This window comes from Acinetobacter sp. CY17, assembly GCF_059515825.1.
Window position 1 is genome coordinate 24,301 of the sequence record NZ_JCAKMX010000024.1, and the last position, 19,995, is coordinate 44,295.

At 42.5% G+C, this 19,995-nt stretch carries 17 protein-coding genes and 1 other RNA gene; 8 read left to right on the forward strand and 10 right to left on the reverse strand.

Annotation, left to right across the window (positions count from 1 at the left end):
• Window positions 1–34 precede the first annotated feature (34 nt).
• Window positions 35–433 (reverse strand): outer membrane protein assembly factor BamE, encoded by a 399-nt coding sequence (locus AC5YCI_RS14075; RefSeq protein WP_122901692.1) that lies wholly within the window; start codon window positions 431–433, stop codon window positions 35–37.
• Between the two features lie 112 nt (window positions 434–545).
• Between AC5YCI_RS14075 and fur the strand changes: the two genes are divergently transcribed.
• Entirely contained in the window at window positions 546–983 is a 438-nt protein-coding gene (gene fur / locus AC5YCI_RS14080; RefSeq protein WP_496130352.1) for a ferric iron uptake transcriptional regulator, read from the forward strand.
• A 56-nt stretch (window positions 984–1,039) separates the two neighbouring features.
• On the opposite strand, the gene AC5YCI_RS14085 is transcribed toward fur, so the two are convergent.
• Both AC5YCI_RS14085 and AC5YCI_RS14090 read right to left on the reverse strand, forming a co-directional pair.
• Window positions 1,040–2,158, reverse strand: coding sequence for a PilT/PilU family type 4a pilus ATPase (locus tag AC5YCI_RS14085; RefSeq protein WP_496130351.1), 1,119 nt, complete (start codon window positions 2,156–2,158; stop codon window positions 1,040–1,042).
• Window positions 2,159–2,192: 34 nt separating this feature from the next.
• Entirely contained in the window at window positions 2,193–3,230 is a 1,038-nt protein-coding gene (locus AC5YCI_RS14090) for a type IV pilus twitching motility protein PilT (RefSeq protein WP_496175731.1), read from the reverse strand.
• 122 nt (window positions 3,231–3,352) lie between these two features.
• Here AC5YCI_RS14090 and AC5YCI_RS14095 point away from each other — a divergent pair, with 122 nt between their 5' ends.
• Window positions 3,353–4,039, forward strand: a complete 687-nt coding sequence (locus AC5YCI_RS14095) for a YggS family pyridoxal phosphate-dependent enzyme (protein ID WP_496130374.1) — start codon at window positions 3,353–3,355, stop codon at window positions 4,037–4,039.
• Between the two features lie 90 nt (window positions 4,040–4,129).
• Here AC5YCI_RS14095 and AC5YCI_RS14100 read toward each other — a convergent pair whose 3' ends face one another.
• From AC5YCI_RS14100 to AC5YCI_RS14110, 3 genes are read right to left on the reverse strand one after another with little or no spacing between them, the layout of a single operon-like run.
• On the reverse strand, window positions 4,130–4,882 hold the full coding sequence (locus tag AC5YCI_RS14100) for a 3-oxoacyl-ACP reductase family protein (protein WP_496130349.1): 753 nt from the start codon (window positions 4,880–4,882) through the stop codon (window positions 4,130–4,132).
• A gap of 18 nt (window positions 4,883–4,900) precedes the next feature.
• Entirely contained in the window at window positions 4,901–8,512 is a 3,612-nt protein-coding gene (locus AC5YCI_RS14105) for an AAA family ATPase (RefSeq protein WP_496175732.1), read from the reverse strand.
• Between the two features lie 9 nt (window positions 8,513–8,521).
• Complete coding sequence (locus AC5YCI_RS14110; RefSeq protein WP_496175733.1) at window positions 8,522–9,772, reverse strand: exonuclease SbcCD subunit D; 1,251 nt, start codon at window positions 9,770–9,772, stop codon at window positions 8,522–8,524.
• 330 nt (window positions 9,773–10,102) lie between these two features.
• Between AC5YCI_RS14110 and AC5YCI_RS14115 the strand changes: the two genes are divergently transcribed.
• Both AC5YCI_RS14115 and AC5YCI_RS14120 read left to right on the forward strand, forming a co-directional pair.
• Entirely contained in the window at window positions 10,103–10,549 is a 447-nt protein-coding gene (locus AC5YCI_RS14115) for an ABZJ_00895 family protein (RefSeq protein ID WP_496130346.1), read from the forward strand.
• 51 nt (window positions 10,550–10,600) lie between these two features.
• Window positions 10,601–11,530, forward strand: a complete 930-nt coding sequence (locus AC5YCI_RS14120) for a TIGR01777 family oxidoreductase (protein WP_496130345.1) — start codon at window positions 10,601–10,603, stop codon at window positions 11,528–11,530.
• A gap of 2 nt (window positions 11,531–11,532) precedes the next feature.
• Here AC5YCI_RS14120 and hemB read toward each other — a convergent pair whose 3' ends face one another.
• Window positions 11,533–12,546, reverse strand: coding sequence for a porphobilinogen synthase (hemB, locus tag AC5YCI_RS14125; RefSeq protein WP_496130344.1), 1,014 nt, complete (start codon window positions 12,544–12,546; stop codon window positions 11,533–11,535).
• Between the two features lie 94 nt (window positions 12,547–12,640).
• Here hemB and AC5YCI_RS14130 point away from each other — a divergent pair, with 94 nt between their 5' ends.
• Window positions 12,641–13,138, forward strand: a complete 498-nt coding sequence (locus AC5YCI_RS14130) for a thioesterase family protein (protein ID WP_496130343.1) — start codon at window positions 12,641–12,643, stop codon at window positions 13,136–13,138.
• 62 nt (window positions 13,139–13,200) lie between these two features.
• On the opposite strand, the gene AC5YCI_RS14135 is transcribed toward AC5YCI_RS14130, so the two are convergent.
• Window positions 13,201–14,649 (reverse strand): patatin-like phospholipase family protein, encoded by a 1,449-nt coding sequence (locus AC5YCI_RS14135; RefSeq protein WP_496130342.1) that lies wholly within the window; start codon window positions 14,647–14,649, stop codon window positions 13,201–13,203.
• A 189-nt stretch (window positions 14,650–14,838) separates the two neighbouring features.
• Window positions 14,839–16,320 (reverse strand): glycerol kinase GlpK, encoded by a 1,482-nt coding sequence (glpK, locus tag AC5YCI_RS14140; protein ID WP_496130341.1) that lies wholly within the window; start codon window positions 16,318–16,320, stop codon window positions 14,839–14,841.
• A gap of 132 nt (window positions 16,321–16,452) precedes the next feature.
• On the opposite strand from glpK, the gene ssrA reads away from it, so the two are divergent.
• The 3 genes from ssrA to AC5YCI_RS14155 all read left to right on the forward strand — a co-directional run bounded on the left by ssrA (window position 16,453) and on the right by AC5YCI_RS14155 (window position 18,760).
• Window positions 16,453–16,812, forward strand: a transfer-messenger RNA (tmRNA) gene (ssrA, locus tag AC5YCI_RS14145).
• A gap of 176 nt (window positions 16,813–16,988) precedes the next feature.
• Entirely contained in the window at window positions 16,989–18,218 is a 1,230-nt protein-coding gene (locus AC5YCI_RS14150; protein WP_496130340.1) for a tyrosine-type recombinase/integrase, read from the forward strand.
• 2 nt (window positions 18,219–18,220) lie between these two features.
• Window positions 18,221–18,760 (forward strand): hypothetical protein, encoded by a 540-nt coding sequence (locus AC5YCI_RS14155; RefSeq protein ID WP_496175734.1) that lies wholly within the window; start codon window positions 18,221–18,223, stop codon window positions 18,758–18,760.
• Between the two features lie 2 nt (window positions 18,761–18,762).
• Here AC5YCI_RS14155 and AC5YCI_RS14160 read toward each other — a convergent pair.
• A protein-coding gene (locus AC5YCI_RS14160) for an IS3 family transposase (RefSeq protein WP_496175269.1) occupies window positions 18,763–19,922 on the reverse strand; the annotation gives its coding sequence in 2 pieces (ribosomal slippage) (window positions 18,763–19,676 and window positions 19,676–19,922; 1,161 coding nt in all).
• Between the last annotated feature and the right edge of the window lie 73 nt (window positions 19,923–19,995).

Below are 19,995 nucleotides of genomic sequence, written 5' to 3' on the forward strand. Positions count from 1 at the left end.
CCTCACTGAGGGGTTTCTTTTTATCTTAAAGCGACTATAGTGGTGGGGCTGTTAAGATCGCCTCTTTAGAGGCAGGTAAACCGGGTTGTGTAGCCGGAATGGTCTCTAGACCTTCAATTTTTTCAACAATACCATTGCCATTAAAATAGACTTTCAGATGCTGACCAGAAGCAGCTGGAATCTTGGCTTTTTTCGCATTGGTACCTGGAATATAATTGTAAATATAGTCCCAACGTAGTGGGTTCATGGGATCAGTAACAGTTGGGCTGCCCAGTAAAAAACGCACTTGTTGATGACTCATACCGACTTGGATTTTAGCGGCTTGTGCTTGGGTCAATGGCGTTCCTTGAGGAATATCCACTTTATATACGCCCAAAGTTGAACACCCTGCGAGCACTGAAGTGACGAACAACGTCAACATAATTTTTTGCATTTTGCTACACTATCCCAAATTATTTATGATGCATTTGATCTGGTCATAGATCATACTGCATCTTAACTTTATTGCCTATTCCAACTTTGATTTTGTTGAGAGACCTTTTTTCATGCCTATTTCAAACCAAGATTTACGTAAAGCTGGACTGAAAGTTACCCTTCCACGAATTAAAATCTTAGAACTATTAGAAAATTCAAAACAACATCATCTAAGTGCGGAAGATATTTATAAGACTTTACTTGAACAAGGTGAAGACGTGGGTTTAGCAACCGTATATCGCGTGTTAACGCAATTTGAAGCGGCAGGTATTATTCAACGTCATCATTTTGAAAACAACCACTCTGTGTTTGAAATTATGCAAGATGATCATCACGATCACTTGGTTTGCCAAAACTGTAACAAAGTTGTGGAATTCCATAATGACTTGATTGAAAACGAACAGCATGAAGTGGCAAAGAAATTTGGCTTTGAACTGACAGGTCACTCATTGAATCTGTATGGTTATTGCGATGCAGCAGAATGCCAAGAAGCATTCCGTAAAAAATAAGCTACACCCAATAAAAAAGGCTTAACCTTAGTTAAGCCTTTTTTGTGTCTGAATTTTTAATGCGCATCAAAGGTGATGTTATTGGCAGCATGCATCAGGCCGCCTGCGCCTTCTTCTGAAAGTTTAATTTGTAAACGTAAATCATTGGCAGAGTCGGCATGTTTGAGTGCTTCTTTGTAGCTAATGATTTTGGCTTGATATAGCTCAAATAACGCTTGGTCAAAGGTTTGCATGCCCAGTTCAGTGGAGCGTTTCATTAAATCTTTGATTTTATGTACATGCCCTTCACGAATGAGATCCGCTACCAATGGGGTATTAATCAGCACTTCAATGGCTGCGCGGCGAGTATGTCCATCGACTGTAGGAACCAATTGCTGCGCTACAATGGCTTTCAGATTTAACGACAAATCCATAAACACTTGATTCTGGCGATCCCCGTCAAAGAAATGCACAATACGATCAATGGCTTGGTTGGCATTATTGGCATGTAAGGTGGCAAAAACCAAGTGACCAGTTTCGGCAAAGGCAATGGCATAGTCCATGGTCTCGCGTGAACGAATCTCACCAATTAAAATGACATCGGGTGCCTGACGTAAGGTGTTTTTAAGCGCGACTTCGAAACTTTCGGTATCAATGCCTACTTCACGCTGAGTAATGATACAGCCTTGATGTTGATGCACAAATTCAATCGGGTCTTCAATGGTAATAATATGACCTTTAGAATTTTTATTACGATAACCAATTAATGAAGCTAGCGAAGTGGATTTACCCGTACCGGTTGCCCCCACAAAAATCACAATACCGCGTTTGAGCATAGCCAATTCTTTCATAATAGGCGGCAAATTCAGCTCATCAATACTTGGAATGACGGTTTCAATCCGACGTAACACCATCCCCGGTTCATCACGCTGCTGAAAAGCGCTGACACGAAAACGGGCTGTGCGTTCTTGGTTGGTAATGGCAAAGTTACACTCGCGGGTGCGGTTAAATTCTTCACGCTGTTTCGGTGACATGATGGACAACACCAACTGCTCGATAATTTCCCCAGTGAGCTTGGTTTTTGCCACAGGAATGATCTCACCGTTAATCTTCATCGAGGGTTCGATGTCGGCAGTGATAAACATATCTGAGGCTTTTTGCTCAATCATTATATTGAGTAAGTCATTAAATTTCATTATAAAGTCCTAATTTTTTTTATTGTTTTTGGAATTATGAAAAGCTTTCAGGTTGTTTTGCCGCAGTGCGCGCTGTTTGGTTGGTGATAATACCTTTAGACACCAACGTTTTTAGGCTTTGATCAAGGGTAGTCATGCCGTAGTTGGCACCAGTTTGAATGGCTGAATACATCTGTGCGACTTTGTTTTCACGAATTAAGTTACGAATCGCGGGAATACCAATCATAATTTCATGTGCTGCCACACGGCCACCACCGACTTTTTTGAGTAAGGTTTGTGAAATAACGGCTTGAAGTGATTCTGATAGCATGGCACGCACCATATCTTTTTCTTCGGCAGGAAAGACATCAATCACACGGTCAATAGTTTTTGCGGCAGAAGTGGTATGTAGGGTACCAAACACCAAGTGACCAGTTTCAGCAGCTGTTAATGCCAAACGAATGGTTTCCAAGTCACGCATCTCACCGACTAAGATAATGTCAGGGTCTTCACGTAGTGCAGAACGCAAGGCGTTGTTAAAGCCATGGGTATCACGATGTACCTCACGCTGGTTGATGAGGCATTTTTTTGATTGATGCACAAATTCAATAGGATCTTCAACGGTTAAAATATGGTCATAACGGTTGTCGTTGATGTAATCGAGCATAGCGGCTAAGGTGGTTGATTTACCTGAACCTGTCGGGCCTGTGACCAAGACAATACCGCGTGGATATTCACAAATATCTTTAAAAATTTGGCCCATACCTAAGTCTTCCATGGTGAGGACTTTAGATGGAATGGTACGAAACACCGCGCCTGCACCCCGGTTTTGGTTAAAGGCATTGACACGAAAACGTGCTACCCCTGGGACTTCAAAAGAAAAGTCAGTCTCTAAGTTTTCTTCATAATCACGGCGCTGTTTGTCATTCATAATGTCGTACACTAATTTGTGTACTTCTTTATGCTCAAGTGGTGGCAAGTTGATTCGACGTACTTCACCATCGACACGAATCATAGGTGGCATACCTGCTGAGAGGTGTAAATCTGAAGCCCCATTTTTAGCCGAAAATGCTAAAAGTTCTGTAATATCCATGCAAATCCCCAAACGAATTAATCTTAATTATTTTGCTAGAATAATAAGGCTTTCTCGAGGCTTAACCAACAGTTGAGTAGAAGGGAAGGTGAAAAAACCGCTATCAAATGAGAATTGCCGTTATGAATCGTCTAGATGCCACACGAAATCAAGTTTTACAACAGATTGCAGAGGCTTGCCAACATGCAGGGCGTGATGTGCAAGAGGTCAGCTTATTGGCAGTTTCTAAAACCCATCCCAGCACAGCTTTGGCCCAAATGTATGCGACCGGTCAACGTGCTTTTGGCGAAAATTATTTACAAGAAGCTTTAGATAAAATTGATGCTTTAGCTGATTTGGATATCGAATGGCATTTTATTGGTCATGTGCAGCGTAATAAAACCAAGCATTTGGCTGAAAAGTTTGCATGGGTACATGGCGTAGACCGTTTCATTGTTGCTGAGCGTTTGTCCAATCAACGTCAAGCCGTGCAAGCACCTTTAAATATTTGTCTACAAGTGAATATTGATGGTCAAGATACAAAAGATGGTTGCCCGCCAGATGAAGTTGCCGATTTAGTGGCGCAAATCAGCCAGTTACCCCATTTGCGCTTACGCGGTTTAATGGTTATTCCGGCTCCAAATCATCCACAAGCCTTTTATGATGCTCAGGCTTTGTTTCATGCAGTGAAAGACCAGCATGCTCAACCGCAAGACTGGGATACTTTGAGTATGGGGATGTCCGGTGATTTAGACGCGGCCATTGCCGCAGGTTCAACCATGGTGCGTGTAGGGACGGCATTGTTTGGGGCGCGTGATTACTCTAAATAAGCATCGGTTGTTACCCCATGCAGAGCGTTTCAGAGCTCGCGCTGCAGGGATGACGTTGTATTTGTAACAAGAACTTTAGACACAGGTGGCTTAGGCTGTGTAGCCACCATCAGCAATAATTTCTGCGCCTGTGATATAAGAAGCTTCTGGGCTGGCTAAAAACGCTACGACATTGGCAATTTCATGGCATTGAGCATAACGTCCTAGGGCAATACCCGGCACAATCATTTGGCTCATTTCACTATTGGCAGGGTTCATATCGGTATCGGTGGAACCGGGGTGAACAATATTGCTGGTAATGCCGCGAGGCCCTAAATCACGCACTAAACTGCGGTTAAAGCCAGAAATTGCGGCTTTACTCATGGTATATAAAGAGATGCCAGCAAAGGCGGCATAGCGGGTCATGGCAGAACCAATATGAATGACACGTCCACCTGATCTCATATGACGTACGGCTTCTTGTGTAGCAACAAACACGCCTGTGACATTGGTGGCCATGGTTTTCTCTAAATCTGCCAAGCTCACCTCATCAATTGTACCAAAGACACTAATGGCTGCGTTATTGACTAAAATATCTAATCCGCCAAAGGTCTCAACAGTACGCGCGACAGCTTGACGTACTGCTTCAGGTTGAGCGGCATCGGCTTGAATCGCTAAGGCTTGGCCACCATTGGCGACAATTTTTTCTACCACCAAATTGGCCTGCGCCACAGAATTTTGATAGGTAATGGCAACGTATGCGCCGTCTTGTGCCAAACGCTGTGCGATGGCCGCACCAATTGAGCGAGAACCCCCAGTGATGAGGGCAATTTTACCTTGGAGTGGGAGAGTTTGAGTTGACATATCATGATCCGTGAAGCGTTAGCTGACTATTTTAATGCGACTTGCCCCACCACCAACAGGTTTAACCTGAATTTGTACTGGAATACGTTCATGCATCTCTTGAATATGCGAAATCAGTACCACTTTACGTCCTTGACTCTGCAGATGATCAAGTGCATTCATCACCATATGCAACGATGCAGGATCTAGGGTACCAAAGCCTTCGTCAATAAATAAGGATTCAAGCTTCATTGAACCCGCTGCCATATTGGCAATCGCTAAAGCTAGCGCTAAAGACACCAAGAAGGTCTCACCGCCAGAGAGGGATAATACGGGGCGGATTTCACTGTTCATGTCTAAATCAATAATGGCCAGACTTAAACTGTCTGGGATACGGTGCAATTGATAGCGCTGTGAGAGAGGTTGTAGCTGTTGGTTGGCATGTTCCACTAAAATATCTAGATGATGCTCTTGGGCGATTTTTTTAAACTTTGTACCTTCTTTATGCCCAATTAAGTCATAGATACGACCCCAACGATATTCCTCCGCCTTAATCTGCTCAATCTGAGTTTGATATTTGCTATAAGTGCTTTGATTGGTGGCATTCATGCGTAGCTTTGCATCCGCCTCATTAAAGGCATTTTGCTGTCTGGTTTTTTCTAATGCCAATTCTGCAAGTTTGATTTGAGCATCTTCAAAGCTGAGTTCAGGTTGCTGCTTAAGATGTTTAGCATAATGTTCTTCAAGCGTTTGCCATGCCGTTTTGGCACTTTCTAAAGCCTGTTGATGATTGAGCAAGTCCTGACGAATATGGCGGTGTTGATCATGCCCAATGGCAAGGCATTGTTCGATCACACTCGGTTGCATCTCAGGGTGGGCCACTGTCCATGTCCCAATTTGCTCAGTGGCTTGTTGCAATTGTTGAGTATTGAGTGTGATTTGGCTGTCCAAATGCTGTTGTTGCAGTTGTAACTGTTGGTGCTGTTCTTCACTCTTTTTTAAGTAGAGTCGCTGTGTAGCAACCACCTGTTGCAATTGTTGTTGCTCTTGATCCAAGGTTGCTTGCCATTCGCTCACCTTCTGATACTGACGACCTGCATAGGCTTCGGTCAGGGCATTGAGTTGATCGCGGAGCAATTTTCCGGCACTGGTAATCTGAGCCAATTGATCTAACTTTTCCTGCGATTGCTTGTTGAATAGTTCAAGTTTGAGTTGCTGTTGACTTAATTCAGCTTGTAGTTTCTCACAATGTTTGTGTTGCTCAGTCACCGCCATCAAAAGTTGTTGGCGTTGTTGTAATTGTTGCAAGATCTGTTCGGCGCAGTGCAGAGGATCTGCTTGCCACTGTTGCTGTTGTGTGTCACTGAGTTGAGGCACGATTGTTTCGATCAGTTGTTCGAGTTGCTGACGTTGTTGTAAGCCAAATTGTAATTGCTCAGCTTGGCGCTGTGCCCAATGCCATGCGTGTAGGATTTGCTGATCGTGCTGTACTTCAAGCTGTAATTGCTGCGTGATTTTCGAGACTTGTTCTAAGTAGATGCGAATTGTGTCCAAGATTTCTGTTGCAGGTTGCTGTGCATTGACATCTAAGGCTTGGTTGTGCAGTTGCGTTTCTAGCTTTTGCTGTTGTAAGCGGATGCTTTGTGTTAACGCATCAAGCTGACCTTGCTGTTGTTGCAAGGTTGCATCCGCTTTGGAAGCTTCAATTTCCAATTGTCTAAGCTGTTGACGCAGTTGAGTGTCTTCTTGCTTTGCATTTTGTAGCTGTTGGTCTTGTAATTGCTCTAAAGCATTGCTGAGCAAATCTGCATGTTCAACAAAGGGATGGGTATGGCTACCGCAGACCATACAGGCTTCATTGGGTTTCAACTGCGCACGTAAATCCTGCACGCTTTGATGTTGTAACAGGCGCTGTTGCTCGAAAATGTGTTCGAGTTGCTGCAATGCAATTTGATGTTGTTGAACTTTTTGCTGTTGGGTACTGATGCGTAGCTTTAAATCATCAGCAATTTTCTGATTGCTCGCTTGCTGTGTTAAGAGTTGCTGATGCTGTTGCTCAGTTTGCACGATCTGCGTCGCCTGTTGCTCAAGGCGTTCTAAAACACGAGATGATTGATCTTGTTTTTGAATAGTATGCTGCTTTTTATGGATTTTTTGCTCAAGTAAGCCAAGTTCTTGATACTGATTTTTCCATATGCAAATACGCTGTTGTAATTCAGACTGTTGTTGCTGTAATGCCGCTACCGAATGTTGCAATAATTCAGGTTGTGTAGTTTTGAGTTGCTGATATTGCTGAATATAATCGTTTAAACGTTGTGAAGTTGTGGAAAATGAATCATCAAAAACAGCCCATTCTTGTGACTGTTGCAGTTGCTGTTCAAACTGTTGTTTACGCTGTAATGCTTGGTTGAAATCGATCTGCTGTTGCTGACATTGCAATTCAAGCGGTTGTACTTGGTTTGCAATAAATTGCTGTTGTTCATGTTTGAGGGTTTGATGCTGTTGAAGCTTGCTTTGAATGTTATGATCAAGCTGTGTGGCTTTTTCTAATTGTGGTTTCAGTTGTTCCAATTGGCTTTGCCACAGAGTGAGATGCTGCTCAGCCTGATGCAAATGCTGAGTCGCTAGCTCATGTTGGATTTGTGCTTGCTGTAACTGGGGTTGGAAATTTTTAAGCTCGTGCGTCAGTTGATTGAGTTTAAATTGACTGTCTTTTTGGGTCTGATATTGGGCACGAATTTCTTGAAATGCATCGAGTTGGGCAAGGAGCTGTTTTTGTGGTTGCAGTTTGAGATCAGCATCTAATTGCACTTCATATACTTCTTTTTTTGCTTGCATGCCTGCATAGAGCTCATGGCGGTCTTTATGCCATTTCAGATCATTCTCAAGTAACTTTTCCGACTGGGCTAAATGTACGAGTTGCTGTTTTAACTGCTGATGCTGCTGATTTAAAGCCTCGAGTTGTTCTTCACTAAGAATATCAATATGACCTAACTGCTTTTCTAAGTCATGACGTTGCTGTTTGATCTCACTAAATTTATCGGCAGCTTTTTTACTGACTTCGCTAAAAATTTGTGAGTTGGTTAAGTATTCTAGTAGATCAGCACGTTCATGGTCTTTGGCTTTTAAAAATGCACCGACTTCCGACTGTGCCAAAAGCACCGCACGGGTGAATTGCTCAAAACTTAGCCCAATCAGTTTTTCAATTAATGGCGTCACTTCCGAGATTTTTTGCGTTAAGGTCGTACCATCATTTAAACATTGAACGAAGCGTTCGACTTTTAAATTACCATCGACTTTTTTACGCGCACGGCTAATTTCCCAACGCGCAATATAGCGTTTCTGATCGAGCGCAACAAATTCAAGTTCAGCAAAACCTGATGTGGTGCCACGGCGGAGAATATTTTTTGAATCTTTAATCGATATATCTTTGCCGCCCACATCTTTCATGCTCCCGGCTGCGCCGCGTAAACGTGGAATTTCATCATAGAGCGCTAAACACATGGCATCGAGTAAGGTTGATTTTCCCGCACCAGTTTTACCGGTAATAGCGATCAAACCTGCTTGAGCCAGTGGGCTGTCTTCAAAATGGATATGCTGTTCACCTGCTAACGAGGCCAAGTTATTTAAACTGAGTCGAATAATTTTCATGGCCAATCCTTAGTGCGCTTGTTGATCCAAATCGTGTTGTGCTGCTTCAAGCAAGGTTAAGAAATCACGTTGTACTGATTCATCCTGCTCATAACCCATTTTGTCCCACAGCGTTAAAAATAATTTTTCAGGCGTGGGTGGTTCTAAATCGACTTTTTGGTTGGTATCATTTTGCTCAGTTTGTTTTTGATAAATTCGAGCAATACGCAGTAAGCGGTAACGATTTGGCGGCAAGGCAAGTTCGATCTGTTGACGTAAATCAACAGGAGGCGGGGCATCCGTCGTATATTCAATTTCTAAAAAATGTCGTGCATTGAGATTGTCAATCTCACCTTGCGGTAAGGCTTGTACAGCGGCAATTAAATCAGTTAAAGGTTTACGAATTCGAATCAGATCGACCGTGCGTGGAATAATATGCGCCTCATAATGAAAACGATTTTTCTCATCTGCCAAAGGATCAATGCTCACTTCAACTACTTGATGTTTATAGTTGCGTTCACTAAATGACAGTGGGATAGGTGAGCCACTGTAGCGGATATGTTCATGTCCAACTTTTTGCGGTTTATGCAAATGACCGAGTGCAACATAGTCAATCACATCATCAAATAATGCGGTGGATAATGCCTCTTCATTACCAATGACAATTGGGCGCTCGGAGTCGGATGTCTCGCCACCTTGCAGATGGGCATGTGACATAAGAATGAGGGCTTGATTGGGCTGTTTACGGGCTTTAGCCTCTAAAATGAGTTGTTGATGCAAATAGGCAATGGCATTTTGGCTGTTGCTGGTGTGTTCATTTAAACCGGTAATTTCTGCGCTACGTAAATAGGGCAAGGTTAAACACCAAGCAATGGTCTGACCTTGGGCATCCTGAATAGGCACCAATAAATGTGATAAATCAAAACTCTGGTTGTCATTGCGTCGAATCACGCCCACTGCTTTGGCATTAAATTTGGCTAAAAAGGGCTCGACTTGCTCGATGCGATAACCAGAGTCGTGATTACCTGCAATCATCAGGGTTTGCATATGCGGGGCAATGGCATGGGCATCGGTTAAAAATTGATAGAGCTGCTTTTGTGCACTTGAGGCGGGGTTAACCACATCAAAAATATCCCCTGCAATGAGTAGTGCATGTGGCTGTTTGGCTTGAATTTGTTGTAATAGCCAAGCGAGAAAATGTTGATGTTCCTCATTACGGTCGTGGTTATGGAAAAACTGCCCTAAATGCCAATCAGAAGTATGAAAAAAACGCACGCTCATGCTATTGCCCAAAAAGTTGCTGCTGCCTACTATAAGGAAAAATGCGCAGAAAATAAAAGACCGACGATTCGAGTGATAGTAAATCGTCGGTCAAAAAAACATTTTGTGCTGACTTTGGTGGCTGCTACACCTAGGTCAAACAAAATTAATTATTATTGCTATAAAAGGTCACCGAAATTTGTGGATGCCATTACAAACGCTCGGCTGCTACAGACCTATACCCTTTATAACGTCACTGTTTTGCAATTGGTTGACAATAAAACTTAAAAAAATAATTTTTTTTTTTATACTGTCATGAGGTCTCAATCCACATGGGTTTAAAAGCAGCATATGTTTAAATATTTTTTAAGATTTTTCATTTACTTAGTGTTATTTACTATGCTGATGGGTATTTTGGCTGCTTTGCTGCCGCGCGGTATGGGACAAGTCTTAACGGCTTTACCATTTTTAATCAGTAGTATTTTATTGTTATTTCATTTTCTTAAAAAAGAGCGCCGTGCGCCTAGTAAGTTAGAACGTAACCGCTTTAGTTTAATTTATGTGCTGATTTTCTTTTTATACAATTATATTTTTGCCGTGCTTGGTCCATTAATGTTTAACCTTAACATTCCAAATGTAGGTGCATTATGGTTAAAAGAGGCTTTAAATCTAGAATTTCAATTGATGCTGATTTCACGCTTACTTATTTTTATGATTCCTTTTTATTTGGTGGTGTTTTGGTTTTATGGTCCACAAGCGCAGCGTATGGCAGCTAAAATGTTTCCACAACAGCAATAATGCTGTAGTGTTGAGCATTGACTCAAAAACAAAAAATATCATAGGTCTTACATGGCTAAACCGTCAGTATTAATTACCGGTGCGAGTGGTTTTATTGGTTCACATTTAATTGCTTTTTTGGTGACACGTGGCTATGAGATTATTGCCTTAAGCCGGCAACTAAGGAGCAACAGTCATGCGGTCACTTGGATCCGTGACTTTGAGCAAATTGGTACGCAGCCGATTGATTATGTCGTAAATTTGGCAGGTGAGAGCATTGGCAAGGGGCGCTGGAGTACTGCTCGTAAACAAAAACTGATCCAGAGTCGGGTGGAGAGCACCGAGCGTTTATATCATTACTTAACTGCGCATAATATATTTCCTAAAAGCATTATTTCTGGCTCAGCGGTTGGTTATTACGGCATTGACCATGAGCACACATGGCAACAGGTCTGTACTGAGGATAGTCCTAGCCAAGCAATTTTTATGTCTGAGCTGTGTCAAAAATGGGAATATACCGCGCTGAAATTTAGTCAATTTAATACCAAGATTATTCGTTTAGGTATTGTATTTGGTAAAAATGGTGGCATCTTGCCACAAATGTTATTACCGATTAAATTCAATTTAGTTGGTAAAATTGCCACAGGACAGCAGCCTGTGGCATGGGTGCATGTGCACGATGTATTAAGAGCAATTGAGTTTTTAATGCGTACCCCGACACAAAAACGCATTTTTAATGTGGTTGCCCCAGAATTAACCAGTCAAGCACAATTTGCCCATCAAGCCGCGCAGTTATTTCATAAGCGACCGCATTTACCGGCACCAGCGTGGCTATTTCAACTGCTGTTAGGCGAGCAAGCACAACTGATTTTAAACGGACAATTTGTCCGACCTCAGCATTTAAATGATGCAGGCTTTATTTTTCATTTTCAGAGTGTGCAACATGCATTAAGTAATTTAAAGCAAAGTAAAAGGCCAGCACATGCTGACCTTAAGAGTTAAATTTATTGCATGTCTTTAAGCTTCAGTGCGGCTTCTTCAGCAAAGTAAGTCCAAATTCCATCTGCGCCTGCGCGGCGGCAGCTCATTAACGATTCAATAATCACGCTATCGGACAACCAGCCATTTTGAATGGCACCGGCAAGCATGGCATATTCACCACTGACTTGATACACAAAAGTCGGCACGCCAAAGGTGTCTTTGACTTCACGCACAATATCTAGATACGGCATACCCGGTTTGACAATCACCATATCTGCACCTTCTTGAATATCAAGGGCAATTTCATGCAGGGCTTCGGCACGGTTGCCAATATCCATTTGGTAATTGTACTTATTGCCACCTTTTAAGTTGCTGGCAGAACCGACAGCATCACGGAAAGGACCGTAGAAGCTTGAGGCATATTTGGCAGAATAGGCCATAATACTGGTATAGATATGGCCATTGGCCTCTAGTGCTTGACGAATGGCACCAATACGTCCATCCATCATGTCACTTGGTGCGACCACATCGGCACCCGCTTCGGCATGACTTAAGGCTTGTTTAATTAATGCTTCTACGGTTTCGTCATTTAATACGTAGCCTGTGTCATCAATAATGCCATCTTGACCATGGGTGGTATATGGGTCAAGTGCACCATCGGTAATTAAAACCATTTCTGGTAATTCTTTTTTAAGTAAGCGCACCGTGTTTTGTACTAGACCATCGTCACGCCAAGCGGCTTCTGCTGTTAAACTTTTATCTTCTTGTGGTGTCACTGGAAATAGCGCGAGTTTTGACACCCCTAGCTCAAGTAAGCGTTCTGCTTTTTTTAATAATAAATCTGCCGATAAACGCTGTACGTTGGGCATACTTGGAATATCTTGAGTTTGATTTTGCCCCGGCAGTACAAATACTGGATAAATTAAATGATCTGTAGAGAGTTGTGTTTCACGTACCATGGCACGTAATTGATCATTTTTACGAATACGACGCATGCGAGTCGCAGGAAAAGCCGGACGATTAAACGTATAGGTCATAACAATCTCAATGTTTCGTATTAAAATTTAGTTTATTGTAGCTCTATAATGACAGCTTGGTCATTGTAAATTGTTGTTAAGGTAATTTGAAAAAATGAATGATGCTGTGAAAAAGTGGACGGGTGAATTAAATCTCGGCGAAAAAATTGAAATCAATGCAGTATTTGAAAAGCTATGCCAAGCCTTTAATAGCTCGCCATTTTTTCAACATAACGGAATGCAAATGCGAGTGGTGAATGGGCAAATTCAAGCTTATATTCAGATGCAACCTCATTTAATTGGTAATATGCAATATCAAATCTTACATGGTGGCTCGACCGCGACGGTACTCGATAGTGTCGGGGGAATTATCGCCATGGCGGAATTGTATAAAAAAGCCAGCAAAGAGACCTTTGAGCAGGTCAGTCTGCAAGCAGCACGCTTGGCAACGCTAGATATTCGGGTGGATTATTTAAAACCGGGACGCGGTGAATATTTTATTGCCACCGCTGAAGCGCTACGCATGGGGCGTAAAGGTTGTACCATGCGTATGAATATGGTTAATGATCAAGATGAGCTGATTGCTACAGCAATTGCCTCTTATGCTTATTGATCAGTGTTAGACTTAAACAGCAGATTAAAATAGCTAAAAAAGACCCGAGCGAGGGTCTTTTTTTATAACAATTGGGCACGGATATGTTTATAGGCCTGCCAATCAAAAGGCGCGATGGGTTTAGGGATATAGGTCGGCTGCTGGGCTTCGAGATGAAAACGCTGTTTAAAATTGGCCACATGGTTTTGATGCTGTAATTTATCTTGATTCCCTAAAATAAAGTCGGCAGCGGCAGCCACACCGAGCTTAAATAATTTTAATTGTTTTTCGAGCGGCATCTGAAAATCAAGCCAATGAAATTCATGAATCTCACGCGCTTGATTGGCTTTAAAGTGATACCACAGCGCAGGGGCAGGCACTTTATGTCGTGCAATCTCGATATAACTAATTAAATGGCGATAATCTTGGTTTTGGTGCAAAAAGTTAAAGTCTGAGGTATGTCTTGCGGTATCAAACAAAGCGTTTAAAAATGCCAACATGCCTTGAGTATTTTGGGGATGCTCACGGTCAGTATCTAGCTTCGCACCAAAGGTTGGACACAAAGGCACATATTGGCGTTGATGAAAAATATCAATTGGGAAGTTGGACATGATCCCACCATCGACCAAAGCGGATTGTTCAGGCAATTGACCTTCATAACCCACCCATTTACTCCAATTTGCTTGAGGGTTGACAGGTAACAGCACAGGCTCAAAAAAAATCGGAATCGCCATGGAGGCACGCACACATTTGGCCAGTGTTAGCTGTTGCTGCTGGTACAGTTCGGCCATACGCGGAAATACAATTTTACTTTGGGTACTAATATCGGCACTGACCATACACAATTGAATATTGGCTGCAATTTTTTCTATCCGTTGTTGGTCGCTCAGCCGTGTGCCGTGTGCTGCACGCATAGGGTGGGCGGTTTCAGATTCGCGTTGGGGGCGCAGTTTAAGGGTGTTGGGGGCTAATTGTAGATGCTGCTCTAAGTCAGCAATATGGTTAATGCTCAGATTTTCTGTCAGCCACTGTTCAAAGCGTTGCCCTGAGTTAAGCGCAATGCGCTCTTTGGACAATAAACGGCGTAGCTCTTTGAGTAAGCTTAAACTCAATTTTTTCTTCCACATGTCGGATTGTTGGCTTTGTAGTGCCTCGACTACATAGTCTGCCAATTTACCGCCATCAATAAACTCCTGCATCGGCATACGACTGAGGAGTTCAAGCAGTTTATCGCTGCGCATTTGGTTAGGTTTAGCAAGCGTGGCTAAAAACACGGCATTGATCGCGCCTGCGGATGTCCCTGCAATATTTAAAAAACGAATGCCTGCTTGTTCTAGGGCATAGGTATAGCCTGCCAAGGCGATGCCTAACACCCCGCCACCTTCTAATACGAGATCGACATATTGATGCCCTTGATCATCGACAATGTCGGAAATGGGTTGCTGTTGAATTTTGCTCGTGATGTTGTGGATAGAATGCCGAATCTCACGGTCGTCTAAGACCTGCTGTTGTAATGTGGAGGAATGAGACATCGCAAAACTCCATCTTATTTATTATTGTGAAATTTGAGTATAGTTTTTTTGAGCGCATTTCTCGAGCAAAGATGATTTTTTTATCAATTGTGCTAAACAATGAACGTGCGCTCAAGCACGAGACTCAAGTGCTTAAAAAAGCCCTGCAAAAAGCTGCTTACAAAAGCACTTAAGTCACAGCGCTTAATGTCAATGCGACTTGGCACGTTGCAGTGCATCTTGCCATTTGGCTAAATGACGCTCACGTTCCAGTTGGGGCATTTGGGGTTCAAATGCACGTTCTAATTGCCAACAGGCGGCAATATCATCGAGCGAACTGAACACGCCTGATTTTAAACCTGCCATAGCAGCTGCTCCCCAAGCAGTAGACTCCAACATTTTAGGGCGTAGCACAGGCACGTTTAAAATATCGGCCTGAAACTGCATGAGGGTATTATTGTGACTGGCACCACCATCGACACAAAGCTGGGTGAGTTGTTGGCCTAAATCGGATTGCATGGCGGTTAAAACATCTGAGACTTGAAAAGCTATCGCTTCTAAGGCTGCGCGGGCAATGTGATGTTTGTTGGTACCGCGCGACATCCCACATAATAAAGCGCGTGCCTCAGAATCCCAATGCGGTGCGCCAAGCCCGGTAAAGGCTGGCACCAAGACCACGCCATCGCTATCAGGGACCTTATTGGCGAGGCGTTCTACATCGCTACTTTTATGTAAAATTCCTAAACCATCCCGTAACCATTGCACAATGGCACCAGCCATAAACACACTACCTTCTAAGGCATAGGTGGCTTGACCTTGTGCTTGCCATGCAAGGGTAGACAAGAGTTGATTTTGGCTGGTTTTGACTTCTTGACCCGTATTAAACAGCATAAAACAGCCCGTACCGTAGGTGTTTTTAGCGCTACCGGGTTTAAAGCAGGCTTGTCCAAACAGTGCAGCTTGCTGGTCACCTAAAATCCCAGTAATCGGAATACAGGCACCCAATAACCCTTGGGCGGTGTCTGCGACATAGCTGTCTGAACTGATAATTTTAGGCAATACGCTGCTTGGAATCTCAAAGCGCTCCAGTAGTTCTTGATCCCAAGTTTGGCTTTTGAGATTCATGAGCATGGTACGTGAGGCATTACTGGCCTCAATAATATGTTCTGCGCCTTGGGTCAAATTCCAAATCAGCCAACTGTCAATGGTGCCAAAGGCAACATGACCTTGCTTGGCCAATGGGCGTAAACCCGCGACATTTTCAAGTAACCACACTAATTTTCCTGCACTAAAATATGGATCAATCCTTAAGCCAGTTTTTTCTAAAATGTTGGTAGTTAAACCTTGCTCAATCAGTTGATTACACCATGTGCTTGCCCGGCGATCTTGCCAAATAATGGCAGGGGCAAGGGCGCGACCTGTACGTTTATCCCATACCACCGTAGTTTCACGTTGGTTGGTTAAGCCAATGGCATGAATATCCTTGGCCAATAAACCCGCGGCAGCCAAGGCTTGCTGCACCACGCCCAATTGGCTACTCCAAATTTCATGTGCATCTTGTTCAACCCAGCCTGAGTGCGGGGTTTGAATTTGGGTTTCGCGTTGCGCTGTGGCTTGAATTTCGCCTTTTTCATTAAAGATAATCGCGCGGCTTGAAGTGGTGCCTTGGTCTAGGGCCAATAAATAACTCATATTTTTTCTAATATTATGCTTGAAAGGCAAAATATTAACCCAATTAATCAAACAAACGCATAAAGCAGGCGTAATTTATCGGTAAATAGACTCGTAATTACTGATAGTTGTGCTATGATTAAGCCGTACTTTGGGGGTGTTTCTGGCTTCGACGCTGGTGATGAAACTCATAGATGCATGCCGAGAGCGCATTTTCTCTCGTAAATCAAATTTGCATTTTTATAGTCGCAAACGACGAATCTTACGCTCTAGCTGCCTAAGGGCAGCTTGTCCGCATCCCTGAATACTTGTGGTTAGGGGTCCCGACTGAAGCGAACGCACACAAGTCCGTATGAAATCAAGCCTCGGGGTTTCGTACTAAATTAAGAGGATCGCAACTTGTACCCTGTTCGTCGGGTCACAAGGCGCTAAAACAATAGACGATATCTAAGCATGTAGTATTCTGGGGCGTAATGCTGGCGGACGCGGGTTCAACTCCCGCCACCTCCACCAAATACCTAGCTGAATATAACAGGATATAGCGTTATATAAAGCGGAAAGGCTTGATTCTAAAGGGATCAAGCCTTTTTTTATGTCTAAATATAACTGAGCTTAACCGACTATATGAGGTTGTATCATGTATCAGATTGTGTATCATTAATAAATTATTGAAACCACTGTGATACACGATGAAGCGTTCAGATATTAAAAAGCGTCCTTTGTCAGATACCGTTTTGGAAAATCTAAAACCTGAAGATAAGGACTATCGGGAGTTAGATGGTAATGGGTTGTATTTCTTTGTACAGAAGAATGGAAACAAGTCTTGGCAATTAAGATATAAAAAGCCTGATGGGAAATGGTCTTGGGTTGGGCTAGGTGGTTATCCTGCGATTAAAGGCAAACTTGCTCGAAAGAAAGCTCAAGAATTATTGAATGACATCGGCAATGGCGAAAATCCTATTGTCAGCAAGCAAGAGCGAAAGATAAAAGAGCTTGAAACTAACAATGCTACTTTTGAAGCTTTAGCTCGTGAATGGCTTGATACCAAGCAAATGCAATGGGTATCCGATACCATGACACGTAACAAAGGTGCGTTAGAGAAGCATATATTCCCAATGTTTGGAAAACGCTTATTTGTTTCTATCCGACCGATTGAATGGATGGAGTATCTAAAGCGCATTCAGCTTGAAAAAAAGATTTATGAGCAAGTTAAGCGTATGTGTGCAATGTGTCGTGACATTTATGACTATGCAAAGGTTACAGGGCGCATTGATTACAATCCATTAGAAGGAATGCAGAAATACCTTATTCAAGGCAAAAAAGAAAATATGGCTCATGTGTCGGAAAATGAATTGCCTGCATTGCTCCGAGCTATCAATAATTATCCAACATTAGATAGCCGTATTGGTTTACAACTCTTAGCTATGTTGTTCTGTCGACCAAGTGAGTTACGTGAGGCTAAGTGGGAAGAGTTTGATTTAGAAAATGCACTTTGGACTATCCCAGACTTCCGCATGAAGAAACGCCGTGAACATACAGTACCCTTGCCAAAACAAGCTATTGATTTGCTTAAACAGCTTAAGACTATTTATTCTGAATCTGATTTCCTTTTCCCAAGTCGATCAGATAAGAATAAGCCAAAGTCGGATACAGTTTTTATTATGGCATTGCGCCGTCTTGGGTATGAGGGGCGTCAGACCCCTCATGGATTCCGACATATTGCTAGTACGCTTTTAAACAACCGTGGCTTTGATGAAAGACACATTGAGTCTGCTTTAGCGCACGTCAAAGATGGTGTGGCAGGTGTATATAACAAAGCCCAATATTTGGAAGATCGTGCACGTTTGATGCAATGGTATGCCGACTATCTTGAAGAGTTGGCAGATATGAAAGTAATTCAATTTAAGAAGGTTAAATAACGTTGGATTTTCTGTCTTTTAATGAGCTGAAATCAAAGCTAAGTGAGTCGTATAAAAGAAACGTTGAAAATGCAGAGACTACGCATTTTATTAAAGATAACCATCTCGAAGTTTTTACTATTGTTGATGGTTTATGTGGGGGTGGATACGACAATGTGCTGACAGAAAGAATAGTAAAAGAGATTTTTCTCGAAATTAGTTATGTTGAGCTTTTTCGAGATAGAGATTTGAACAGCTTAATGTTTGGCGATGTTGATAAAATATCGGTAGATAAGTTCAAGAAAATTTATGGTGAAGAGTCGAAGTGTGACGGTTTTATTATTCTACCAAATGATATTCATGAACGAATGTTTATAGAGAAGCATGTAAATGGCGATGAAAATGAACTCCCTTTAAATACTGAAAATTTAAAAAAATATTATGAACAATCTGAGGTATCAATAAGTATCACTCGCAATAGCATTTGTGTTTCAAAAATAGCTTTAGAAGAGGTTATCGATGAGCCTTTGATATCACTTCAAGAAGATTCAGATGATTGTTGATCCTAGACAGTATCGTGGACAACAAATCCCTCTAAATTCTTAAAATATTTCTGTTCAAAGGCTTCTGGGCTTAACCAGCCGTTTGCGGAATGCCTTCTGACCCGATTGTAATAAATCTCAATATAGTCAAACAAGACTGTATTCGCTTCTTTTCGAGTGGCAAACACACTGCCATGGACCACATGACCTTTCAATGTATGAAAGAAGCTTTCGGTCACTGCATTATCCCAACAGTTTCCCCTGCGTGACATACTTTGAACGCAGTTATTCGTCAATAATAGCGCCCTAAAATCACGACTACAGTACTGTGAGCCTTGGTCCGAATGCACCATGACACCCATTGGATACCCCTGACGAGCCATTGCATAATGAAACGCATCACACACCAATTGACGGTCTATTCGATGGCTGGTTTGCCAGCCGACAATACGACGGCTGAATAGATCCAGCATCACACATAAATACAGCCAACCTTGCTTAGTACGGATATAGGTAATATCCGTTGTCCAGATCTTATTGGGTTCATTGACCGTAAATTGACGATCCAACAAGTTAGGCGCTGTAGGCAAACGATGGTTTGAATCAGTCGTATGCTTGTATTTACGTGCAATCCTGCTACGTAAACCAAGCTTTTTAAGCATTCTTCCAACGGTTCGTTCGCTCATGCTGTAACCTAAATCATGCATGTCATGTACCAATGAAGGTGCACCCAATCGTGCATGATGCTGCCAATATACGGCTTTTAAATCATTATATTTCTGCGCTGGATTGGTCTGGCGTTTTCGCCAGGCATAATAGCCTGAAGTGCTGACACCCAGGCATTGACAGGCAGAAGATACAGTGACTTCATTCACATCCAGATCTTGAATTACCGTGTACTTTTCTTGGCATGATCTGTCAGAAAGTACACATGCGCTTTTTTAAAGATGTCATTGGCTTCCCTGAGCTGTTTGACTTCTTTCTCTAATTCTAAGATCCGCTGTTGTTCTGGTGAAAGTTGACGTTTGCTTGAACCCACTGGATTGGCTTCACGAATCCATTTGTCTAAAGTTGAATAACCCACACCTAATTTCTGGGCGATTGCAGCTATAGGTTCGTGGGAGTTTGAAAGTGCATAATCAATCGCTTGCTGTTTAAATTCAGGACTAAAACGTTTAGCCATTTCTTGAATCTCCAAAGATTAAAGTTACGTTATCTTTAGAGGGACGTGCTGTCCATTATTTTGGCTAGGATCA

Coding starts and splice junctions, on each gene's coding strand:
- AC5YCI_RS14120 (WP_496130345.1), top strand. CDS start 10,601: ATGGCTAAACCGTCAGTATTAATTACCGGTGCGAGTGGTTTTATTGGT.
- AC5YCI_RS14105 (WP_496175732.1), bottom strand. CDS start 8,512: ATGAAAATTATTCGACTCAGTTTAAATAACTTGGCCTCGTTAGCAGGT.
- AC5YCI_RS14095 (WP_496130374.1), top strand. CDS start 3,353: ATGAATCGTCTAGATGCCACACGAAATCAAGTTTTACAACAGATTGCA.
- fur (WP_496130352.1), top strand. CDS start 546: ATGCCTATTTCAAACCAAGATTTACGTAAAGCTGGACTGAAAGTTACC.
- AC5YCI_RS14115 (WP_496130346.1), top strand. CDS start 10,103: ATGTTTAAATATTTTTTAAGATTTTTCATTTACTTAGTGTTATTTACT.
- AC5YCI_RS14110 (WP_496175733.1), bottom strand. CDS start 9,772: ATGAGCGTGCGTTTTTTTCATACTTCTGATTGGCATTTAGGGCAGTTT.
- AC5YCI_RS14085 (WP_496130351.1), bottom strand. CDS start 2,158: ATGAAATTTAATGACTTACTCAATATAATGATTGAGCAAAAAGCCTCA.
- AC5YCI_RS14135 (WP_496130342.1), bottom strand. CDS start 14,649: ATGTCTCATTCCTCCACATTACAACAGCAGGTCTTAGACGACCGTGAG.
- AC5YCI_RS14150 (WP_496130340.1), top strand. CDS start 16,989: ATGAAGCGTTCAGATATTAAAAAGCGTCCTTTGTCAGATACCGTTTTG.
- AC5YCI_RS14090 (WP_496175731.1), bottom strand. CDS start 3,230: ATGGATATTACAGAACTTTTAGCATTTTCGGCTAAAAATGGGGCTTCA.
- AC5YCI_RS14100 (WP_496130349.1), bottom strand. CDS start 4,882: ATGTCAACTCAAACTCTCCCACTCCAAGGTAAAATTGCCCTCATCACT.
- glpK (WP_496130341.1), bottom strand. CDS start 16,320: ATGAGTTATTTATTGGCCCTAGACCAAGGCACCACTTCAAGCCGCGCG.
- hemB (WP_496130344.1), bottom strand. CDS start 12,546: ATGACCTATACGTTTAATCGTCCGGCTTTTCCTGCGACTCGCATGCGT.
- AC5YCI_RS14130 (WP_496130343.1), top strand. CDS start 12,641: ATGAATGATGCTGTGAAAAAGTGGACGGGTGAATTAAATCTCGGCGAA.
- AC5YCI_RS14075 (WP_122901692.1), bottom strand. CDS start 433: ATGCAAAAAATTATGTTGACGTTGTTCGTCACTTCAGTGCTCGCAGGG.